The organism is Trinickia sp. LjRoot230, assembly GCF_964253315.1.
In the GTDB taxonomy this organism is placed as follows: Bacteria; Pseudomonadota; Gammaproteobacteria; order Burkholderiales; family Burkholderiaceae; genus Trinickia.
The window spans coordinates 2,370,133-2,385,690 of sequence record NZ_CAXUQX020000001.1 but is presented as its reverse complement, the minus strand read 5'-3'; the positions used below and the strand labels follow the sequence as shown (position 1 = coordinate 2,385,690).

Genomic DNA, 15,558 nt, shown 5'->3' with positions numbered 1-15,558 from the left:
CAACGCGAATGCATGAGACAGCATCGCAACGGCAATCGTCGTTCTGCTGGTGGCGTAGACGTGAGACGAGTGGACGGCTTCGCGATTTATTCAGGCCCACTAAATATCGTAGTGAAGAGCACGGCCGAGTTAAGATATCGACGACATGCTTTCTGGGCTGCCACATGGACAAACTGCCTGTCCGATTGACACGGTTTATTGGAAGGCGCGGGGATCTCGAACGGCTATCGAGCCTGATTAGAGTCAACCGCCTGTTGACGTTGACCGGTGCCGGTGGCTGCGGCAAGACGCGACTGGCATTGCAGTTCGCGCGTGACATCGAATCCCAATCATCCGATGAAATCGGGGACCTCCGCTGGGTCGATCTGGCGCAATCCTCTTCGGGGCGCTCCGTGGCTGCGGCCGTGGCTGACATTTTCGGCCTGTCATGCACCCGGACCTTCGACCCGCTCTATGCGCTGAGGAAACACCTGTCAGCGCGGGCAGCGTTCGTGGTATTCGACAATTGCGAGCATGTTCTTGCAGACTGTGCAGATACGCTGCATCAATTGCTGATCGACTGTCCGAAGTTGCGCGTGCTCGCGACGAGTCGCGAGCCGATCGGTGTCGACGGCGAGACGGTCTGGCGCGTTCCGTCGTTGCCAGTTCCGCAGCGCCAGGAGTACTCGGACTTTGCCTCATGTGCGCGTTACGAATCGGTTCAATTGTTTGCCGATCGTGCCGCCTACGCCCAGCCGACCTTCAAACTCGATGTCGAAAACGTTGCAGCGGTCGCCAGGATCTGCCGCCAGCTCGACGGCATTCCGCTCGCGATCGAACTTGCGGCGGGGTTGATCGGTGCGCTGAGTCCCGCCGAAATTGCCGGGACGCTTCATTCGGGCCTCGCTGTTTCCGATACGCGCGATCAATCGCGGTTGCCGCGACATCGAACGTTGCGCGCGTCGATGGATTGGAGCTATGCGCTGCTGAGCGATGCCGAGCGGACGTTGTTGAGGCGCCTCGCAGTATTCGTCGGTGGATTCACGCGCGAGGCGGCGCAGGAAGTCTGCGCGAAAGGCGCGTTCCGTGAGGTCGATGTGCTGACCGCGCTCGTTCGACTGGTGAACAAGTCGCTCGTTATGGTGGAGCCGTTCGGCACGGGTTACCGCTATCGGTTGTTGGAAATCGTACGCCAATACGCGCACGAGCAATTGATGGCGTCGGGCGAAGCGGTGTGGCTGTGTGATCGGCATTTGTTCTACTTCACGACGTCTCTGAATGAACTGTCCCAACGTCTGGAATGCGCCAACCAGCCACTGCTGCTCGATGTGTTCGACATCGAGCGGGCGAATGCCCGCACAGCGATGGACTGGGCGATCGAGCATTGGCATGGAGGAAAGGAGGTGTTGCGCCTGGCCGCGGCGCTGACTTTCTACTTCAATATCCGAGTCGATGTCAGCGAAGGTCAGCGGTGGTTCGACGACGCGCTGCGCGTCGGCAGCGCCGAGTGTTCGATCGAACGCGCGCGCGTTTTGTGGGCCGCTGGATACCAGGCGTTTACGGCTGGGATGAGATCCGAAAATGTGCAGCTCGCGCTCGACATGGCGCGTGAAGTCGGTGACGTGCAAACGCAATGTCGTGCGTTCTGCACGCTTGGCAGCATAGATGCGGTTCGCCATCCGCAGCGCTCGCGCGTCCTGCTTGAAAAAAGCATCGATCTCGCGAAAACGGTGGGAGATCAATGGTGCATCACGAATGCACTCGGATTCATCGCTGCTTCGTGGAAGCTGCAAAGCAATATTCCCGGGTTGCGCAAGTGGTCTGCGCTCGCACACGATGCGATGCAGATCCGCTCCAATCCGAGCCTCGAGGCATGGCATTGGGTGCGTGTCTCCACGCTCGAGTTTTTGTGCGGCAATCTGTCGGCCGCGGTCAATGCGGCACGTCGTGGGCGCGTGATTGCGAAAGAAATCGGCAATCCATTGTGCATCGGCTGCTGTGCGATGTGGCAAGCGACGGCGCAATGCTGGCGAGGCCATGCTGAGGAATCGTTGCGCGACATCGAGACATTGGAAGCGCGCGAATGGGTGTCGGCGCGTTCGCCGGTGGCTGCGCTTTTCATCGATACGTCCCGCGGCATGTGTGCGCTGGCTACCGGCCGGCTTGATCTGGCCGAGACGCATTTGCGACGCGCCGAACGGTTCTCGACGGAGGCTGATTACGTGCCGGTGCTGGTGGTCTGTCTCGTCGAGCTTGCCGAGGTGGTATGGCTGCTGGGGCGAAAAGCGGAGGCCGAAACGATTCTGGAGCGTGCGATGCAATGTGCGCAGGCGCTCGAAGATATGCGACATATCTCCGTCATTCACGCGCAACGGGCTCGCCTAAGCGTGGGTATAGACAACGAGCGAGCCGTGCAGCTGAGTCGTGAAGCGCTTACGCTCCAGCGCGATCACGGTTACGTGCTCGAACAGACGCGCACACTCAGCCTGACGATCGGGCTGATGATCGAGCTTGGCCGTCATGCCGTTGCGTGTGAGTTGATGGGTCTCAGGAACGCGACGTGGAAGCGGATGGGAGTGAAGGCACGGTATGCGGAGGCGCAGGCCGACCGGCTCAACCTGCAGCGTTTGAGGGAGACCTTCGATGACAAGAAGCAGCACCAGGCGATGGACCGCGGCTCGGCGATGTCGATCGATGATGCGATCGCCTTGCTCGTATGGACGCCGGGAAAGCGTCAGCGATCGTTGATCGGATGGAGCAGCCTGACGCCGTCCGAACTCGTGATCGCAGAGTTGATCGCGAAAGGAATGACCACGCGCGAGATTGCCGCGCATCTCGCCGTTTCAGCCGGTACGGTGAAGACGCATCTCGCCCATATTTTCAGCAAGCTAGGTGTGGCCCGGCGCTCGGAACTCGCTGCGGAGGCAGTGCGGCAGTTCCCGAAACACCACGCGACCGCCAACGTCTTGCGCTGAATGGCGGGCGCTTACGCTGCGCGCTTCTGCGCCCGTGCGCTTTGCGTGTGAAGATCGGCCGCGGCGCAGGTCATGATCTAAGCAGGATGTGAACCCACCGATGCTTGCAATACGAGTACACCGGCCAGAACCAGTGCCACGCCGGCGACAAGAGAAAGCGTCACGGGCTGGTGATAAAAGAACCTGCCGATCAGCGCAATGCAGACAGCGCCGACACCCGACCATACCGAGTAAGCGATCGCGAGCGGGATGGTTTCCAGCGCACGCGACAGCAGGTAATAGGACGAAAGATATCCGATCAGGACGATCGCGGTCGGCGCCGCACGGGTGAAACCCGCGGCGGCCTTCAACGAGGACGTTGCGATCACCTCCGACAGAATCGCGAACACCAGAAAGAGCCAATGCATGGAGCCTGTCTCCGAGCCGTTCGACGAATACGTTGCCTTAGTCCCTTATGTTCGACTGGCTCGCAAATGCCGAAAGCTCGACGTGAGGCTGAGGTTGCCAGCCTGCTCGTCGATGCTCGGCCACGACGTTGGTAAAGACGCCGCCGCGCACATAGAACTTTGCGGTCAGACGCATAAATCGAGGGTCGGTTGCCTTCACGAGGTCGCCGAGGATTTTATTGGTCACTGCTTCGTGAAAAGCCCCTTCATTTCGATAAGACCACATATAGAGTTTCAGGCTTTTCAATTCCACGCACTTTCGATCGGCAATGTAATCGAGCACGATGGTTGCAAAGTCCGGCTGCCCGGTCTTCGGACAAAGACACGTAAACTCGGGTACTTCCATATGGATATGGAAGTCGCGCTCCGGCGCCGGGTTGTCGAAGGTTTCGAGTTCACGCGAAGGCAACGTGGTCATTCTGAGATCTCCTGAGTAGACCGTTTATGGATCGGTCAGCGAATCATGACGTACTTGTGGGTTTGCAACGAAAGACGGTATCCATACTGCTTGCACCACTCAATGCACCGCTGCGTCGCCAGCGGGTGCTGGGACAGAGGTTGCAGCCAGATGTCCGTGCCCGGTGCGTGCCAGCCGCGGGCAAGCAACGCCTGAAGCTGCTTCAAGTGACGCTCCGTCGACGTCGGATGCTTGATTTCGTTGGCGCGTGCAACCGGTTGTTCAATAACCTCGCGCCCGCCGGGCATATCGATTTTGGGCGATACGGTCACCCACGCGGTGTCACTTGCCCGAATGGGTGCGGTTCCGCTGGTTTCGATTTGAACCGAGCGTCCGTCGCGTTCCAGGACGGCGCATAAGCCGCGCAGGTCATAGTCGGCAGGCTCGCCGCCGGTCAGGACAATGTGACGCACGGTTGGCCATTGGTCCCGTATCGTTTGTCCGATGTCTTCAGGCAGCATCGACGCATAGCGCTCGTTATCGGCGTCTTTTTGAAGCATCGCCCACAAGGCGACTTCGTTCTCCTGCTCGACGCGCCAAGTATGTTTGGTATCGCAGAACGGGCAGCCGACATTGCAGCCCTGCAACCTGACGAACACGGCTGGCGTACCTGCCCACCGCGCTTCGCCTTGCAGCGTGTAGAACATTTCGTTGACCGGCAACGGATCATTCGTTCTCATGGCCTGTGCTCACAGGTCGCAACTGGCTGCGCACTTGCGCGTTTCTTCGACCGTGCAGCGCACCAGCACCACACTCGTACCTTCCAATTGCTGAGGGCCGATATGGTGAACGAGGTGGCCTGCCATGTTTTCCGCGGTCGGATTGAAGGGGACGAGCACCACCGAATCATCCAACGCGCAGAGTCTGTCAGCCATCGGATCCTGTTCCCAGAGGATGAAACGATGATCCCAGTTGTCTTCGAGCCACATGCAGAGCTTCGATTTGATCACGGAAAAATCGATCACTCGGCCAATGTCGTCCAATTCCGCTTCGCAAGTAAAGTGCACGCGATAGTTATGACCATGCAGATGCCGGCATTTGCTCTCATGCCCGGCAACACGATGACCGCAACTAATGTCGTGATAGCGTTGTGCGGCGTATCGCATTTAGAACCCCTGCGCGGAAATGATTTTCATGAATTCGTCCCGGGCTGCGACGTTGTCCAAAAATGCGCCGCGCAATACGGAATTGATCATCGAGGTACTCTCCTCGCGCACGCCACGCCAACTCATGCACATGTGTTGTGCCCGCATCATGACGGCAAGCCCGCGCGGAGCGAGGCGCTTTTCGAGCTCGTCGGCCAGGATGAGGACCGACTCCTCCTGAATGTGAGGCCGGCAGAGCACCCAGTTGGCGAGCCGCGAAAACTTGGATATGCCCATGATCCGTTCCGCGGGAAGCACCCCGATCCACAGCTTGCCGACGATCGGCACCAGATGATGCGAACACGCCGACCGCACTGAAATGGGGCCCAGCGTATAGATTTCCTCCAACTGCCGGGTGTTGGGGAATTCGGTGCATGCGGGCGCCGGCTGATATCGCCCGGAAAACACTTCCTTGACGTACATCTTGGCTATCCGCCGCGCGGTTTCGCGTGTGTTGTGATCGCGTTTCGTGTCGATGACGAGGGCATCGAGTAACTTTTCGGCCGCTTTTTCCACGCCGTCAACCAGAAGTGCGAGTTCGCTTTCGTCCTTGATCGCCGAGGCGATATTGTCGTTAGCCATATAAGGCGTGCCCGACGCTTCGAGGCGCCGCCTGATAGTGGATGCAATATCGATATCGATGTCAGGACTTGCCGGTAGTTCTGTGGCGCAAAGCGCGGCCACGGTGTCTGCCATTTCCATCGGAGGTCACTCCATGTACGGGGAATAGAATTCGAAGTCAGCAACAACGACGGGTCGGGGAACGTCCGGTGTAATGCGAAATACTTTTCCTTGATCGACAGGCTTGTTTGCCGGTCCATACGACACACTGCTGAAAACGAAGCGCGAGCGGTCTGATTCGGCCCAGAAGAGCGTGCTCATCACACGCCACAAGTAGAGTGCCGCTTCCCGCTTGTGCCAAAGCCAGCAGGCTTGTTGCCCGTCCAGCGAGGCTGCCGTGCCGGCGATGGCATCGGGAACGCTTGATCCGCTGCGCAGTGCGCGGTCGATGCCATGCACGAGCGCCATCGAATCGACAGGGTTACCGCTATACGCCATCGATGGAGCGATGTTGTCGGCGTTGAGCAAAATGCCGTTATGGGCGAGGAGAAACTCAGGGGTTTCGAATGGGTGCGTGCTTTGCAGGCCGTCTTCTCCGCCGGTGGGGGCGCGAACGTGCCCGAGTATGACCGGTGCCGGCTCGAGGTGGTCGTGTTGCCAAGGGCCGATGTGCCGTATCACCTCGCAGTGCATGGGCGACCAGCGTACGATGCCAAATCCGCGATTACCTCGAACTGTGTTGGCCTTCGCTAATTCGTCGACGAGCTTATCGCGCTCCACGTACGACGCGAGGCTACCGAAGAGACCACACATCATCATGTTTCCTAGTGGTTATAGACGAGAGGGTCGCTCAGCCCGACTTCCTTGAATGCGGCAAGACGCTCAGCGCAGGTGGGGCACACGCCGCATGCGCGCTCGCCCCCGGCATAGCAACTCCAGGTCTCGTCATAGTCGACACCCAGCGCCAGCCCGCGCTTGAGAACTTCAGATTTGCTTAGATGCATGAACGGCGCGACGATGCGGACGGGTTGCTTGCGATTCAGTCCATATACCGCATTGAGGCGCGCGATAAATTCCGGTGTGGTGTCCCAGTAGCCGTAGAGATCATGTTTCTGGGCGCCGTAATAGACGGTATCCCGATTGGTTGTTTCGGCCAATGCGACGGCGATGGCCAAAAAAAGCATATTGCGGTTCGGTACATAAGTCGGCGGCTGTGGATCACCCATCGCTTCTGATATCTTCGGGATTGCGCGCTGCTCATCGGTTAGTGCAGAGTCGGCGAGCGCTGGCGCCAGCGCAGCGAGATCGAGAATACGGTGATCACAGCCAAGCCTGCGTGTCTGTGTGCTCGCGCACTGCAATTCGCGCTGATGCCGTTGTCCATACGCGAACGAGAGAGCAAGCACCGGCTGCGACGCATCTCGGACGACTTCATGAAGAAGCGTCACGCTATCCATGCCGCCACTGACAATCACTACGCACATTGGCTGGCTCCTTCGATGGGTGCCTAACGTGATCGGATATGCTGAACGTATCTTTGCGTAATGCCCCCCCCTCGATCGCTACACGGACGCGAATGTGACTCACAGATTGCGAAGTGATCGGGTAAACACGGCGCTCGTCAAAAACGTACGGTCGATAAGGGGTGAAATTGGGAGATGGCGCGCAACGTATCAGCGGGATTCACTGATGCCTGCGCTGCGTTCCTGCTCCGGTGCGCGAAGCAAAAAGCGCCCCACTTCGATTCGAGCCTGGGCGAGCCGGAGTTCGAGCGTTTGAACGGATATCCCGAGGATTGCTGCCGCCTGTTCGCAAGTGAACCCCTCGACCAACACGAGCAATACGACAACCCGATGGCGGTCGGGCAGCGCATGAGTGGCTTCGAACGCCTGATCCAAAGGTGTCGTCGCCGGATGGTTCGTGCTACGGGGTGGGGGCGATCGCCTTGCTGTCGCTTCGCGCAGGCGATGCTTCGGGGCGGAATGGCTGTGCCATTGCTGGCACACGATCGCGAACATTTCGCACAATGCTTGCTCGCTGCCGCCATGCATCGTCAAACCTTCATGGCGGGCCTTGACGCAGCTTCGGTAAACGAGGGCTTCCGCTTGCGCCTCTTCGTGCACGAGCCATAACGCGAAGCGCCAGATTCTCGGCAGCATCGGCTCAGCCACCGCGGGCGGGCGTGACGCTGTGCCTGTATCAAACATGCCACGTTCCTCCTGGGAAGCGAAGCGTCGTGACGTACCCGCGCATGTGGTGCTTCAGCGCGGCTGAAGCGGGCTGACGGGGGTTCGGTGTCGCTGTCTTTTTTACGCATTGCTGCAGCGAAGTATCGGATGCGAAAAATTGGTTCGCATCTGCCAAATGGGAGATGCGAACCAATTTGCCGGAAAGCACACTGGCTTCGAACCGCACACCGAACTTTAATGGTCGCGTTTCGACAATGCGGCGCGCCCGGACCAAGTCAGTTGGCTCGATCCGCAAGCGCGCTCATTTGGTGAGGACTTCACGACAGGAGGGGATATGGATTGGCTCGATCTCGACACGCGCATAAAAGCTGCTGGCAACGAATTCGCCGGTGGACAGTCTGCTGATGCTGCTGGGCGCCGGCATTTGATGAAATGGATGGGGGCGGGCATGGCGCTCGCCTTGACCGGTTTGACGAAAAGCGCGCAAGCGCAGAGCACTACGACGTCTGCGACGTCTAACGTAAGCAGCGCGATGGCGCCTTGCGGGTCATGGTATATACACGTGCATTTTCTCGCCGGGCCTCGAGCAGGTGCCAACGAGTTCACGTTGGCGTGTTTTGCACCCGGCGGAATCATGGTGGAATCTGATGCGACTGGACCACAGGCGCGCTTTGGCGTCTGGCAGCCAACGTCGCGCGGCTCGTTTGTTTATCACATGGTTGAATTTAACTACGATCCGACGACGCAAATGATTTCGCAGGTCGTCGTGCCAAATGTCGAGTTCGCCATGAGCGGCGCGGATCAGTTTCAGTCCACGAGTACGCTGACGACCCTTTACTTATATGACCCGAGCGGCGCGTTAGCGCAAACCGTGCCGATTCCTAACGTCGCCCAAGTAACCGGACAGCGGATCACAAGCACGTGGGCGCCGCCGTCGCAGTTTTAGCTCCCCGTTACGACTGCCCCCGCAATTGTGACGACCTCATAGCTGCGTGGCCGGCTTCCAATGCTGCGTAATTCGATCCCCGGTGACGAGCGATACATTGGGGATCGCAAGCGTATCGATGAGCGCGCCGGTCGAGACGTCATATTGGTAAATCGTCGTTAGTGTCGCCACGGAGACAATCCTGTCATTATCAGCGTCTACTGTGAATTCGATGTGTGGCACAACGACCTGCGCGAGCTTCTGCGATGCGCTGTCGTAGTTGAATTCGACGAGATGGTAGACGAAGCTACCTTCTTCCTTTCGCGTCCAATGTCCAAAGTGTGCGGTAGGACCGGTGCCGTCCGACTCGACGACGATACCGCCCGGCGCGAAACACAGCAGCGTATGCTCCGTCTTGCCTTGGTTCGGGCCCGCGAGAAATGCTACCTGCACATGCCACGATCCATAGATTCGGTGCGCCTTGGCATCGTGGTCATGGCCGTCGTGCTCCGATGCGCGCGCGGCGCCTGCGGAGGCGGCCAGCGCGGCAATCAGACCGCCTCCCATCCATTTGAGCGCGCCGCGGCGCTCGAATGCCGGCCGGGCGGGACCCGCATCGTCGTTGGCGTTGTCGTAGTCATTGGGTAACAAGGCAGTCTCCTTCGAGCGTCTTTTGCGACGTTTTCGATATGAGTGTCGGCGATAGCGATCGGTATTGACCGCCAATCGCTATGCGGCGACCGTTGGACCTTCCGAAATCGGCTGCTTGATCATCGACGTCGGGATATGGATAAAGCTGACCCGGGAGTCGGCAGGCACGGTGCGGTCGTTATAGATGCCGTTCCCGCCGAGAACCGAGTTGTTCATCTCACGGATCACGTATGACCCGTCTTTGTTGACTTTCACGACATAAGCGACATGCCCGTACTTGCTACTTGCGCCTTCCACGTTGTCCGGGAAGACGGCGATGCTTTGCGGCGACGGTGTTTTATCGACAGTCCAACCGGCCTGCTTGGCCTGATCGGCCCATTGATCTGCATTGCCCGACACGTTCAGATACGACCCCGTTGCCTGATTGAAAAGGTTTTGCGCACCCCATGTGCATTGACCGGAAGGGAAATAATTGGCGTTGATGGTGGCGCCGTTACGCCATGTGTCGCTACCCTGGTTTTGACTGGTGGTGGTCTGATTGGTCGTCGTGGACGAGCTTTGATGATGGTGTTTGCCGCGATGGTGACGGTGATGCCCGGTTGTCTGTTGATTTCCGTTGTTCTCATCGAATTTCGTCGAATCCGCCATCGAATTTTGCATCGACTCCAGCATCTGCTCGAGCGTATCCAACAGCACTGCTTGCATGTCGCCGAAATCATTGTCGGCCGTTGTGTTCGACCCGTTCAACCCGTCCTGGCCGCCTGTTTGATAGGTTCGCACGTGATGGTGCTTGGGTTTCCCGTTAGGGCTTTGCCACTGAATCTTCACGTCCGAGCCGTCCCGGAAGTGAAGATCCATGTCGACAGATGAAAGGTCATTCTGCGTCAAGGTCATGCTGCTCATGGAAGTTCCTCCACTACATACCGATCAGATTTTGTTGAATGCCGGCCAGCGGATGCTGGTCGGCGCTACTTCATGCGGCTTTCGTGACGCTGCCGTGATGCGAGTGTTTGTGATGATGCTTGCCAGTACTCGCGGTGCTGGTAGATTGCCCATTACCCTGACTGGATTGATTAGCGAAGTACTGCTGAAGCATCGCCATCAGATTCTTCAACTCCTTGAGCAATTCCTGCTCGTTCTGCCCGGTCTGCGCTGACTCCTGCTTCTTGCTCTTGCCGGATTCGCTCGTGTGATGCGTCTCGGCTGTGTGGTGGTTTGAGGTTTTGTAATCGCTCATGATCGAACTCCTCAGGTAATGGCATTGCTTGTGGTTGAGACGAGCTTCTGTTCCGGACCGGGGCCGAAATCGTGGTGAAAAAGCGCAATTGCGCGGAGTAGGGGACAAGCCTTTCAGAGCCGGCGGATTCGGCCTCGCATTCGGCCGTCGGCGCATGTCCGCCTTGAGTGTCGATGCTCTGAATCGATGAGACCTTGCCCAGCTTGCCGTGTCGAGATGCGCGTAGCGTCGTAAATCGCGTCCATGGCAACGCCGCGGCGTTTTCGTATACCTCGGTATCTGTTTCGCCGATCACCCAGCTGCCGTCGAAGAGCTGCCAGCCGGGTCCGGGAAACGCGACGCCGGTTTCCTGTCCGTGCTCGTCGTAAAGCCGACCTTCTGGACCGCGAGCGACCCAGGAGTACGAACCATCGTGAGCGCGTCGGCATTCGTAAAGCTCGTCGCCGTGTGCGCGAAGCGTCAGAACAAGCGTTTCGTTCGAATTGGCGCGAACGATATCAGGCACTTCGCTTACAACCGGCGGCGCGGTTGTACACGCCGCGAGGCATGTGATGCCGATCACCAAAGTCGCTAGGGCTGTCACCTTCATCACACTGTCCAGATCGAGGTGAGAAACGGGCGCTCGCAGGCGGAACATCAATATCGATTCCTGATGTCCGACTGCTATTTGCTCCGGAACTTTGTGATTCAAGATACCTGCTTCATGTGGAATGCGTGGCTTGCTTGCGAAGTGATGCGTTCGATGGGCGAATAGAGAGGGATGGCGGACCAGGCACAGCCTTGACCATGTCAATTTGATCAGACTAGCGCCGGTGGCGCCTAATGCCGTGTGATTCGCTCACCGGCGAATTGCGAGCCCCGAGCTGCGCGAACCCGCGGTCTAGCTTCGCAATCCTGTCAGTAACGATGATGCGAAAGAGATAAGAATTATCAACTGTGCGGTTACCCCCGATTCACGCGAGTAAAGCGGCATGCCGAGGATGCAAGATGTCAGTCTCTAAAACTTCTTTCAATGGTGGCTTATCTGCCGATAACACGTCGGCTTGCGATGCTGCGGAATCGGTGTCGACTCCCGTTGTACGAGGTACAGCCAAAGACCGTGGCGGGCCGGCCGTTGCACGTGAACTTGCAGGGCTGAACCCGTTATCGTTGCGGTTGCGACCGTCACTTGTCCCGTCTACGCTGAGCCGAGGTGTGGCGGATTCGCGTATTTCGTCGCGTTCTGCCGCATGGACGTCGCCTGACGTCGAGCCTGTGGGCGCGCCGTCTCCAGCGGAGACGATAACGAATAAAGCCGGCAAGCGCGTCCCGTCCTGGCGGATTGCCTTCGCGTCGGGAGAGCAAAACATTGGGCAGTACGGCAATTTGCCGACCTACGACATTCCGATTCAAGACTGGGGCGATTCATTGCAAGGGCCCGCCGCCGCACTCTTCAAAAAAGCGTACGTTTATGCGCCTCGGCCTGATTTGGCGATCGTTATGTTGGGGCCGCAGTTTCAGCACGATCTGCTTTACCGGGAGCTGCGGCGGTACAGTCTGATCGCTAGCCATAATCTGCCGGTACTCAACATCTATGGCATCGTGCATTCCAACAATCAGATTGGCATGCTTTGCGAGCGTTTTGCCGAGGGGTCGAAGGATATCTTGCTGCGGCATAAACGTCGTGTGTAACCCACCAGTCAATATCTGAACGACTTGAGCGTTATGGATATTAAATACGTTATAAAAACAATGAAGGTCGAAAAATTGAGAATTAAAGACTTGCAGATTGGTGTCAGGTTCGACGGTTCTGTGCTCATTTTCGACCCGGGTGAAGTGGCTGAGAATGCACGTCCGGAACGAAAAGAATTGGAGAAACTCTATGGCCTTATCAATATTGCCGAATATCGGAGGTGAGCGCTATGGCCGAAGTGACGGCGCGCCGGCTTGCCATCGCGCGATGTCTTCGGTCCGGCTGACACGGACATACGAATGTGCTTCGGCTTTAATCAGCCAGCTCCATCCGACCGGCTCGCCGAGCGGCTTCGAGGTTGTCCGTAGGTAGATTCCATCGAAGGTCCAGCTTTCCGGGCTACGCATCAATCGATCGATCTCGTCAGGCAGCGCTTTCAGCAACTTGGCACGCTCGAGGTCGGCCGTCGGGCTTGGCGGCGAAAGCGCCACTTGCAACGCGCGCAGTGCATCGATACGCGCTGCGACATCGGCTCGCATGCTTTGCCGCAAGCCGTAGACAGCCCCTTTTTGCTGCGCTCGACCAAGTTCGTCGGCCAGTTCTTGGGACGGTGGAATGCTGGCATCGCCGCTTTGCTTCCTCAGGCGCTCGATTTCTCTCAATAGTGCATCCACATGGTTGCATTCCACCTCGCGCGCGCAGCGCCGCGCCTCGATGCGGTCGCCTCGCATGGCGATGCGCGTTCTTGTATGATCGGTCGCGGTCATCCAAGTCGAGCTTGCGTTTATACGATCGAAGGGTGGGTGGTCTGGCAACTGTGCCCCGGAAAACGAAAGACCCTGGAATTCGTCGGTAAACCAGGCGATGGGAGCGGGCGCGCCGGGCAACTCGGGTATTGGAATGGATGGCGCCCAGACCTTCGGCGCGACAGAGGCTGTCAAGTCGCTCTCTCGGCGACGCACGGTCTCCGTCATGCGCGTTGCCCCGTTGCGCTCGGTACGATTGAGATTTCCACCGCTCGTCGAGCCGCCGATTTCTAAAGCCGGTCCCGCTTTCCAGCGAGCGAGGGCATTCGGTACTGGCGCAAATGGATCGATTCGAAACGTAGCGCCTAAGCGAGAGTCGACAGTATTGCTGTTCCCTGCTTCTTCTGCCCAAGCCAGCGAAACACCGGGTACCGCGAACATCTGCGACGCGATCGTTCTCCACAGTGCGGGCGGAGCTATGTCCGGATTGGCCGATACGCGTTGCGCCATGGCATTGATGAGGTTCGACAGCTTGTTCCGCGCGGAACCCGCCTCGTCGGAGCGAGTCCGGATCGTAACGTCGCTCGATCGGTGCTTGCCATGACCGCCGCTAATCCGCAACGAGCCGTAGATCTGAAAGATCAGTGGCGTCCAAATGAGAAAACCCGTCGCCTCGGCCGTCCATGCATCGTTCGCGCGCATCTGCACCGAAAGCTCGCTTTCAACATCATCGTTCGAGTGACGCATTTCTACCGATGCACCGCGTTCGCGTTTCGGACGAAACGCGGGAGCAATCGCGCCATTAGGCTGCCATGGCGAATCAGGAGGAAGGTGCGGAAAAAGAATTAACTTGTGGCGCGTCGTTAACTTCTGATAGGTATCGAGGAGTACAAATGTCCCGACATCGCTTAACTCAAAAGACGAACCGGGTGGAGAGGCGATGGCCGCCGCATCCAGCGCCTTCAAAGTCTGATGCGCCTCGCTCAAGCGCAGCTGTGCCGTAAGTGCCCGAGCGTCCGGTGTCGTCGTCAAGTTCTCTTCGGTCGCCCATGTCTGCAGTTCCTCGGGGCCGACCCGGCAAAGTTGCCTGAGCCGCGAGCCCCTTATATGAGGGTTGCCGACATCGACACCCAGCATGTTGGCTGCCATTGCGGCAATCTGCTCCCGCGCACGATCGTTGATTAGCACATGAACGTTGTCACCCGGCTCAGCGAGCTTCGCTCGCCAATATTGCAGAGCCGCGGCACGTATCGCACGCCGTGCGTTTACTGCACGGTCAGGACTTCCCTCCCGGTCCGTCAAGCGAATGAGATGCTTGATGCCGTCGATTGCGGTATCGATCGCTTCGGTCGCCTGCTCATCGGTCGGCGACGCCATCAGCTTGCCCGCGTGAGCGGGGGATTGCAGCACGGAAAGCGGCGACTGGCTATCGCTGCCGAACACACGTTCACGCCAGTGTGACAGGCGTTTCAGAGGTTTGTGCTCGACTCGTATGGAGCGTTTCGCATATACGACTAGTTTGTGCAGACCCTCTTGCATACGCTCGAGATCTGAACCCGGGCCCGAGTCGATCAATCCGCTGCGCGCGGCGAAATACGCCGAGCGCAGCTCGTCATGCGGCTGTGCATGCGGGTTTGCTATCAGCATGCGCGCACAGACCAGCGCCGGCACGATCACCCGGAGTTCCTGTGGAACAGACGACGATTCCGCGGGATTGTGCGCGATCGATTGCGCCAGCTCGTCAAGCCACTCGATCGCCTCATATTCGGAAATCGGGCACGCTTCCCGCCTTGCTGCGGACTGCAGCCGTTCGACTCCTTCGTTGACCAACAAGAGAGATTGACGCATGGCCTCGTCATGGATGGCTGTTTCGAGCGGTCCCGCTTGCGGTCCGGTGAATGGCGCATGCAATGCCATCAGCGCTTCAAATCCCGGCCCGGATTTCGCGAGGCGGCGCGCGAAAGTGAACGCATCGAATTTAGCCTGAACGCCGGAAGGCCAGCCTTGCAAGCGAGCTAGTACTGCGGACGCCCTACGTGGATCCGCCCCGCAAGTGTCCTGCAGCGCTTGTTTGACGAGTAGCGGTTTTTCAGCCGGTAGCGGATCCTTCGAACCGATCGCAATCAGGGTGTCGACGACTGTTTTGTATGCGATGGCATCCTCAGCATTCCCGGCGCTTGCCTTATATAGCTGCTCGATCTGCATTCGTGCGCTTGCCGGATCGTCGAACATCGTCGCAAGCCGTTGAATCGCTCGAGGCCTCCTTGGCGGTATGAAGCGAATTCTTTCTGCCGCATACGCGGCGTCGCCCGCGGCACGACCGTTAGGCGTGCGTACGTGTGTTGACGTTGGTGTTGCAGCAGCAGGTTGCCCGTGCGATGCGGGCGGATGTGCAGCTTCAGGCTCCGCCTGTTCCGGTTTCACAAGGCGGATGGCGCGTAAGTTCATTGCGTTTGCCTCGGTTGAAGTGCTCGGAGGGTTGCGGGTCTATTGAGCAGTTCTTCCGTGACAGTAACGTGTCATCCAATGCGTCCGAGCGAATTCGGACAAAGCAGATTCGCTTTCCGTATCAACT

At 58.4% G+C, this 15,558-nt stretch carries 16 protein-coding genes; 4 read left to right on the top strand and 12 right to left on the bottom strand.

Annotated features, from left to right (window positions below; genetic code table 11):
- Positions 1-164 precede the first annotated feature (164 nt).
- Complete coding sequence (locus ACSQ20_RS11145; protein WP_436019856.1) at positions 165-2,954, top strand: LuxR C-terminal-related transcriptional regulator; 2,790 nt, start codon at positions 165-167, stop codon at positions 2,952-2,954.
- 77 nt (positions 2,955-3,031) lie between these two features.
- Here the strand turns inward: ACSQ20_RS11145 and ACSQ20_RS11140 are convergent, their stop codons facing one another.
- The 8 genes from ACSQ20_RS11140 to ACSQ20_RS11105 all read right to left on the bottom strand — a co-directional run bounded on the left by ACSQ20_RS11140 (position 3,032) and on the right by ACSQ20_RS11105 (position 7,770).
- Positions 3,032-3,361 (bottom strand): DMT family transporter, encoded by a 330-nt coding sequence (locus tag ACSQ20_RS11140; protein WP_436019854.1) that lies wholly within the window; start codon positions 3,359-3,361, stop codon positions 3,032-3,034.
- A 37-nt stretch (positions 3,362-3,398) separates the two neighbouring features.
- Positions 3,399-3,818, bottom strand: a complete 420-nt coding sequence (gene queF / locus ACSQ20_RS11135) for a preQ(1) synthase (protein WP_436019852.1) — start codon at positions 3,816-3,818, stop codon at positions 3,399-3,401.
- 35 nt (positions 3,819-3,853) lie between these two features.
- Complete coding sequence (gene queE, locus ACSQ20_RS11130; protein WP_436019850.1) at positions 3,854-4,537, bottom strand: 7-carboxy-7-deazaguanine synthase QueE; 684 nt, start codon at positions 4,535-4,537, stop codon at positions 3,854-3,856.
- 9 nt (positions 4,538-4,546) lie between these two features.
- Entirely contained in the window at positions 4,547-4,963 is a 417-nt protein-coding gene (locus ACSQ20_RS11125; RefSeq protein ID WP_436019848.1) for a 6-pyruvoyl trahydropterin synthase family protein, read from the bottom strand.
- The gene (folE, locus tag ACSQ20_RS11120; RefSeq protein ID WP_436019846.1) at positions 4,964-5,704 is read right to left on the bottom strand and encodes a GTP cyclohydrolase I; all 741 of its coding nucleotides are present in this window, start codon (positions 5,702-5,704) and stop codon (positions 4,964-4,966) included.
- A gap of 6 nt (positions 5,705-5,710) precedes the next feature.
- Positions 5,711-6,382 carry a class II glutamine amidotransferase gene (locus tag ACSQ20_RS11115; protein WP_436019844.1) on the bottom strand — a complete coding sequence of 224 codons (672 nt, stop codon included), beginning with the start codon at positions 6,380-6,382 and terminating at the stop codon, positions 5,711-5,713.
- A 5-nt stretch (positions 6,383-6,387) separates the two neighbouring features.
- Entirely contained in the window at positions 6,388-7,047 is a 660-nt protein-coding gene (queC, locus tag ACSQ20_RS11110; RefSeq protein WP_436019842.1) for a 7-cyano-7-deazaguanine synthase QueC, read from the bottom strand.
- Between the two features lie 189 nt (positions 7,048-7,236).
- Positions 7,237-7,770: an RNA polymerase sigma factor gene (locus ACSQ20_RS11105; RefSeq protein ID WP_436019840.1), complete on the bottom strand. Its 534-nt coding sequence runs from the start codon at positions 7,768-7,770 to the stop codon at positions 7,237-7,239.
- Between the two features lie 616 nt (positions 7,771-8,386).
- On the opposite strand from ACSQ20_RS11105, the gene ACSQ20_RS11100 reads away from it, so the two are divergent.
- Positions 8,387-8,698 (top strand): hypothetical protein, encoded by a 312-nt coding sequence (locus ACSQ20_RS11100; protein ID WP_436019838.1) that lies wholly within the window; start codon positions 8,387-8,389, stop codon positions 8,696-8,698.
- 36 nt (positions 8,699-8,734) lie between these two features.
- Here the strand turns inward: ACSQ20_RS11100 and ACSQ20_RS11095 are convergent, their stop codons facing one another.
- The 3 genes from ACSQ20_RS11095 to ACSQ20_RS11085 all read right to left on the bottom strand — a co-directional run bounded on the left by ACSQ20_RS11095 (position 8,735) and on the right by ACSQ20_RS11085 (position 11,256).
- Positions 8,735-9,328 (bottom strand): hypothetical protein, encoded by a 594-nt coding sequence (locus ACSQ20_RS11095; RefSeq protein WP_436019836.1) that lies wholly within the window; start codon positions 9,326-9,328, stop codon positions 8,735-8,737.
- A gap of 78 nt (positions 9,329-9,406) precedes the next feature.
- Positions 9,407-10,231: a CHAP domain-containing protein gene (locus ACSQ20_RS11090; protein WP_436019834.1), complete on the bottom strand. Its 825-nt coding sequence runs from the start codon at positions 10,229-10,231 to the stop codon at positions 9,407-9,409.
- 170 nt (positions 10,232-10,401) lie between these two features.
- Entirely contained in the window at positions 10,402-11,256 is an 855-nt protein-coding gene (locus ACSQ20_RS11085) for a DUF3455 domain-containing protein (RefSeq protein WP_436019832.1), read from the bottom strand.
- A 503-nt stretch (positions 11,257-11,759) separates the two neighbouring features.
- Here ACSQ20_RS11085 and ACSQ20_RS11080 point away from each other — a divergent pair.
- On the top strand, positions 11,760-12,236 hold the full coding sequence (locus ACSQ20_RS11080) for a hypothetical protein (protein ID WP_436019830.1): 477 nt from the start codon (positions 11,760-11,762) through the stop codon (positions 12,234-12,236).
- A gap of 33 nt (positions 12,237-12,269) precedes the next feature.
- Positions 12,270-12,461: a hypothetical protein gene (locus ACSQ20_RS11075; protein ID WP_436019828.1), complete on the top strand. Its 192-nt coding sequence runs from the start codon at positions 12,270-12,272 to the stop codon at positions 12,459-12,461.
- Between the two features lie 3 nt (positions 12,462-12,464).
- Here the strand turns inward: ACSQ20_RS11075 and ACSQ20_RS11070 are convergent, their stop codons facing one another.
- On the bottom strand, positions 12,465-15,215 hold the full coding sequence (locus ACSQ20_RS11070) for a hypothetical protein (protein ID WP_436019826.1): 2,751 nt from the start codon (positions 15,213-15,215) through the stop codon (positions 12,465-12,467).
- Between the last annotated feature and the right edge of the window lie 343 nt (positions 15,216-15,558).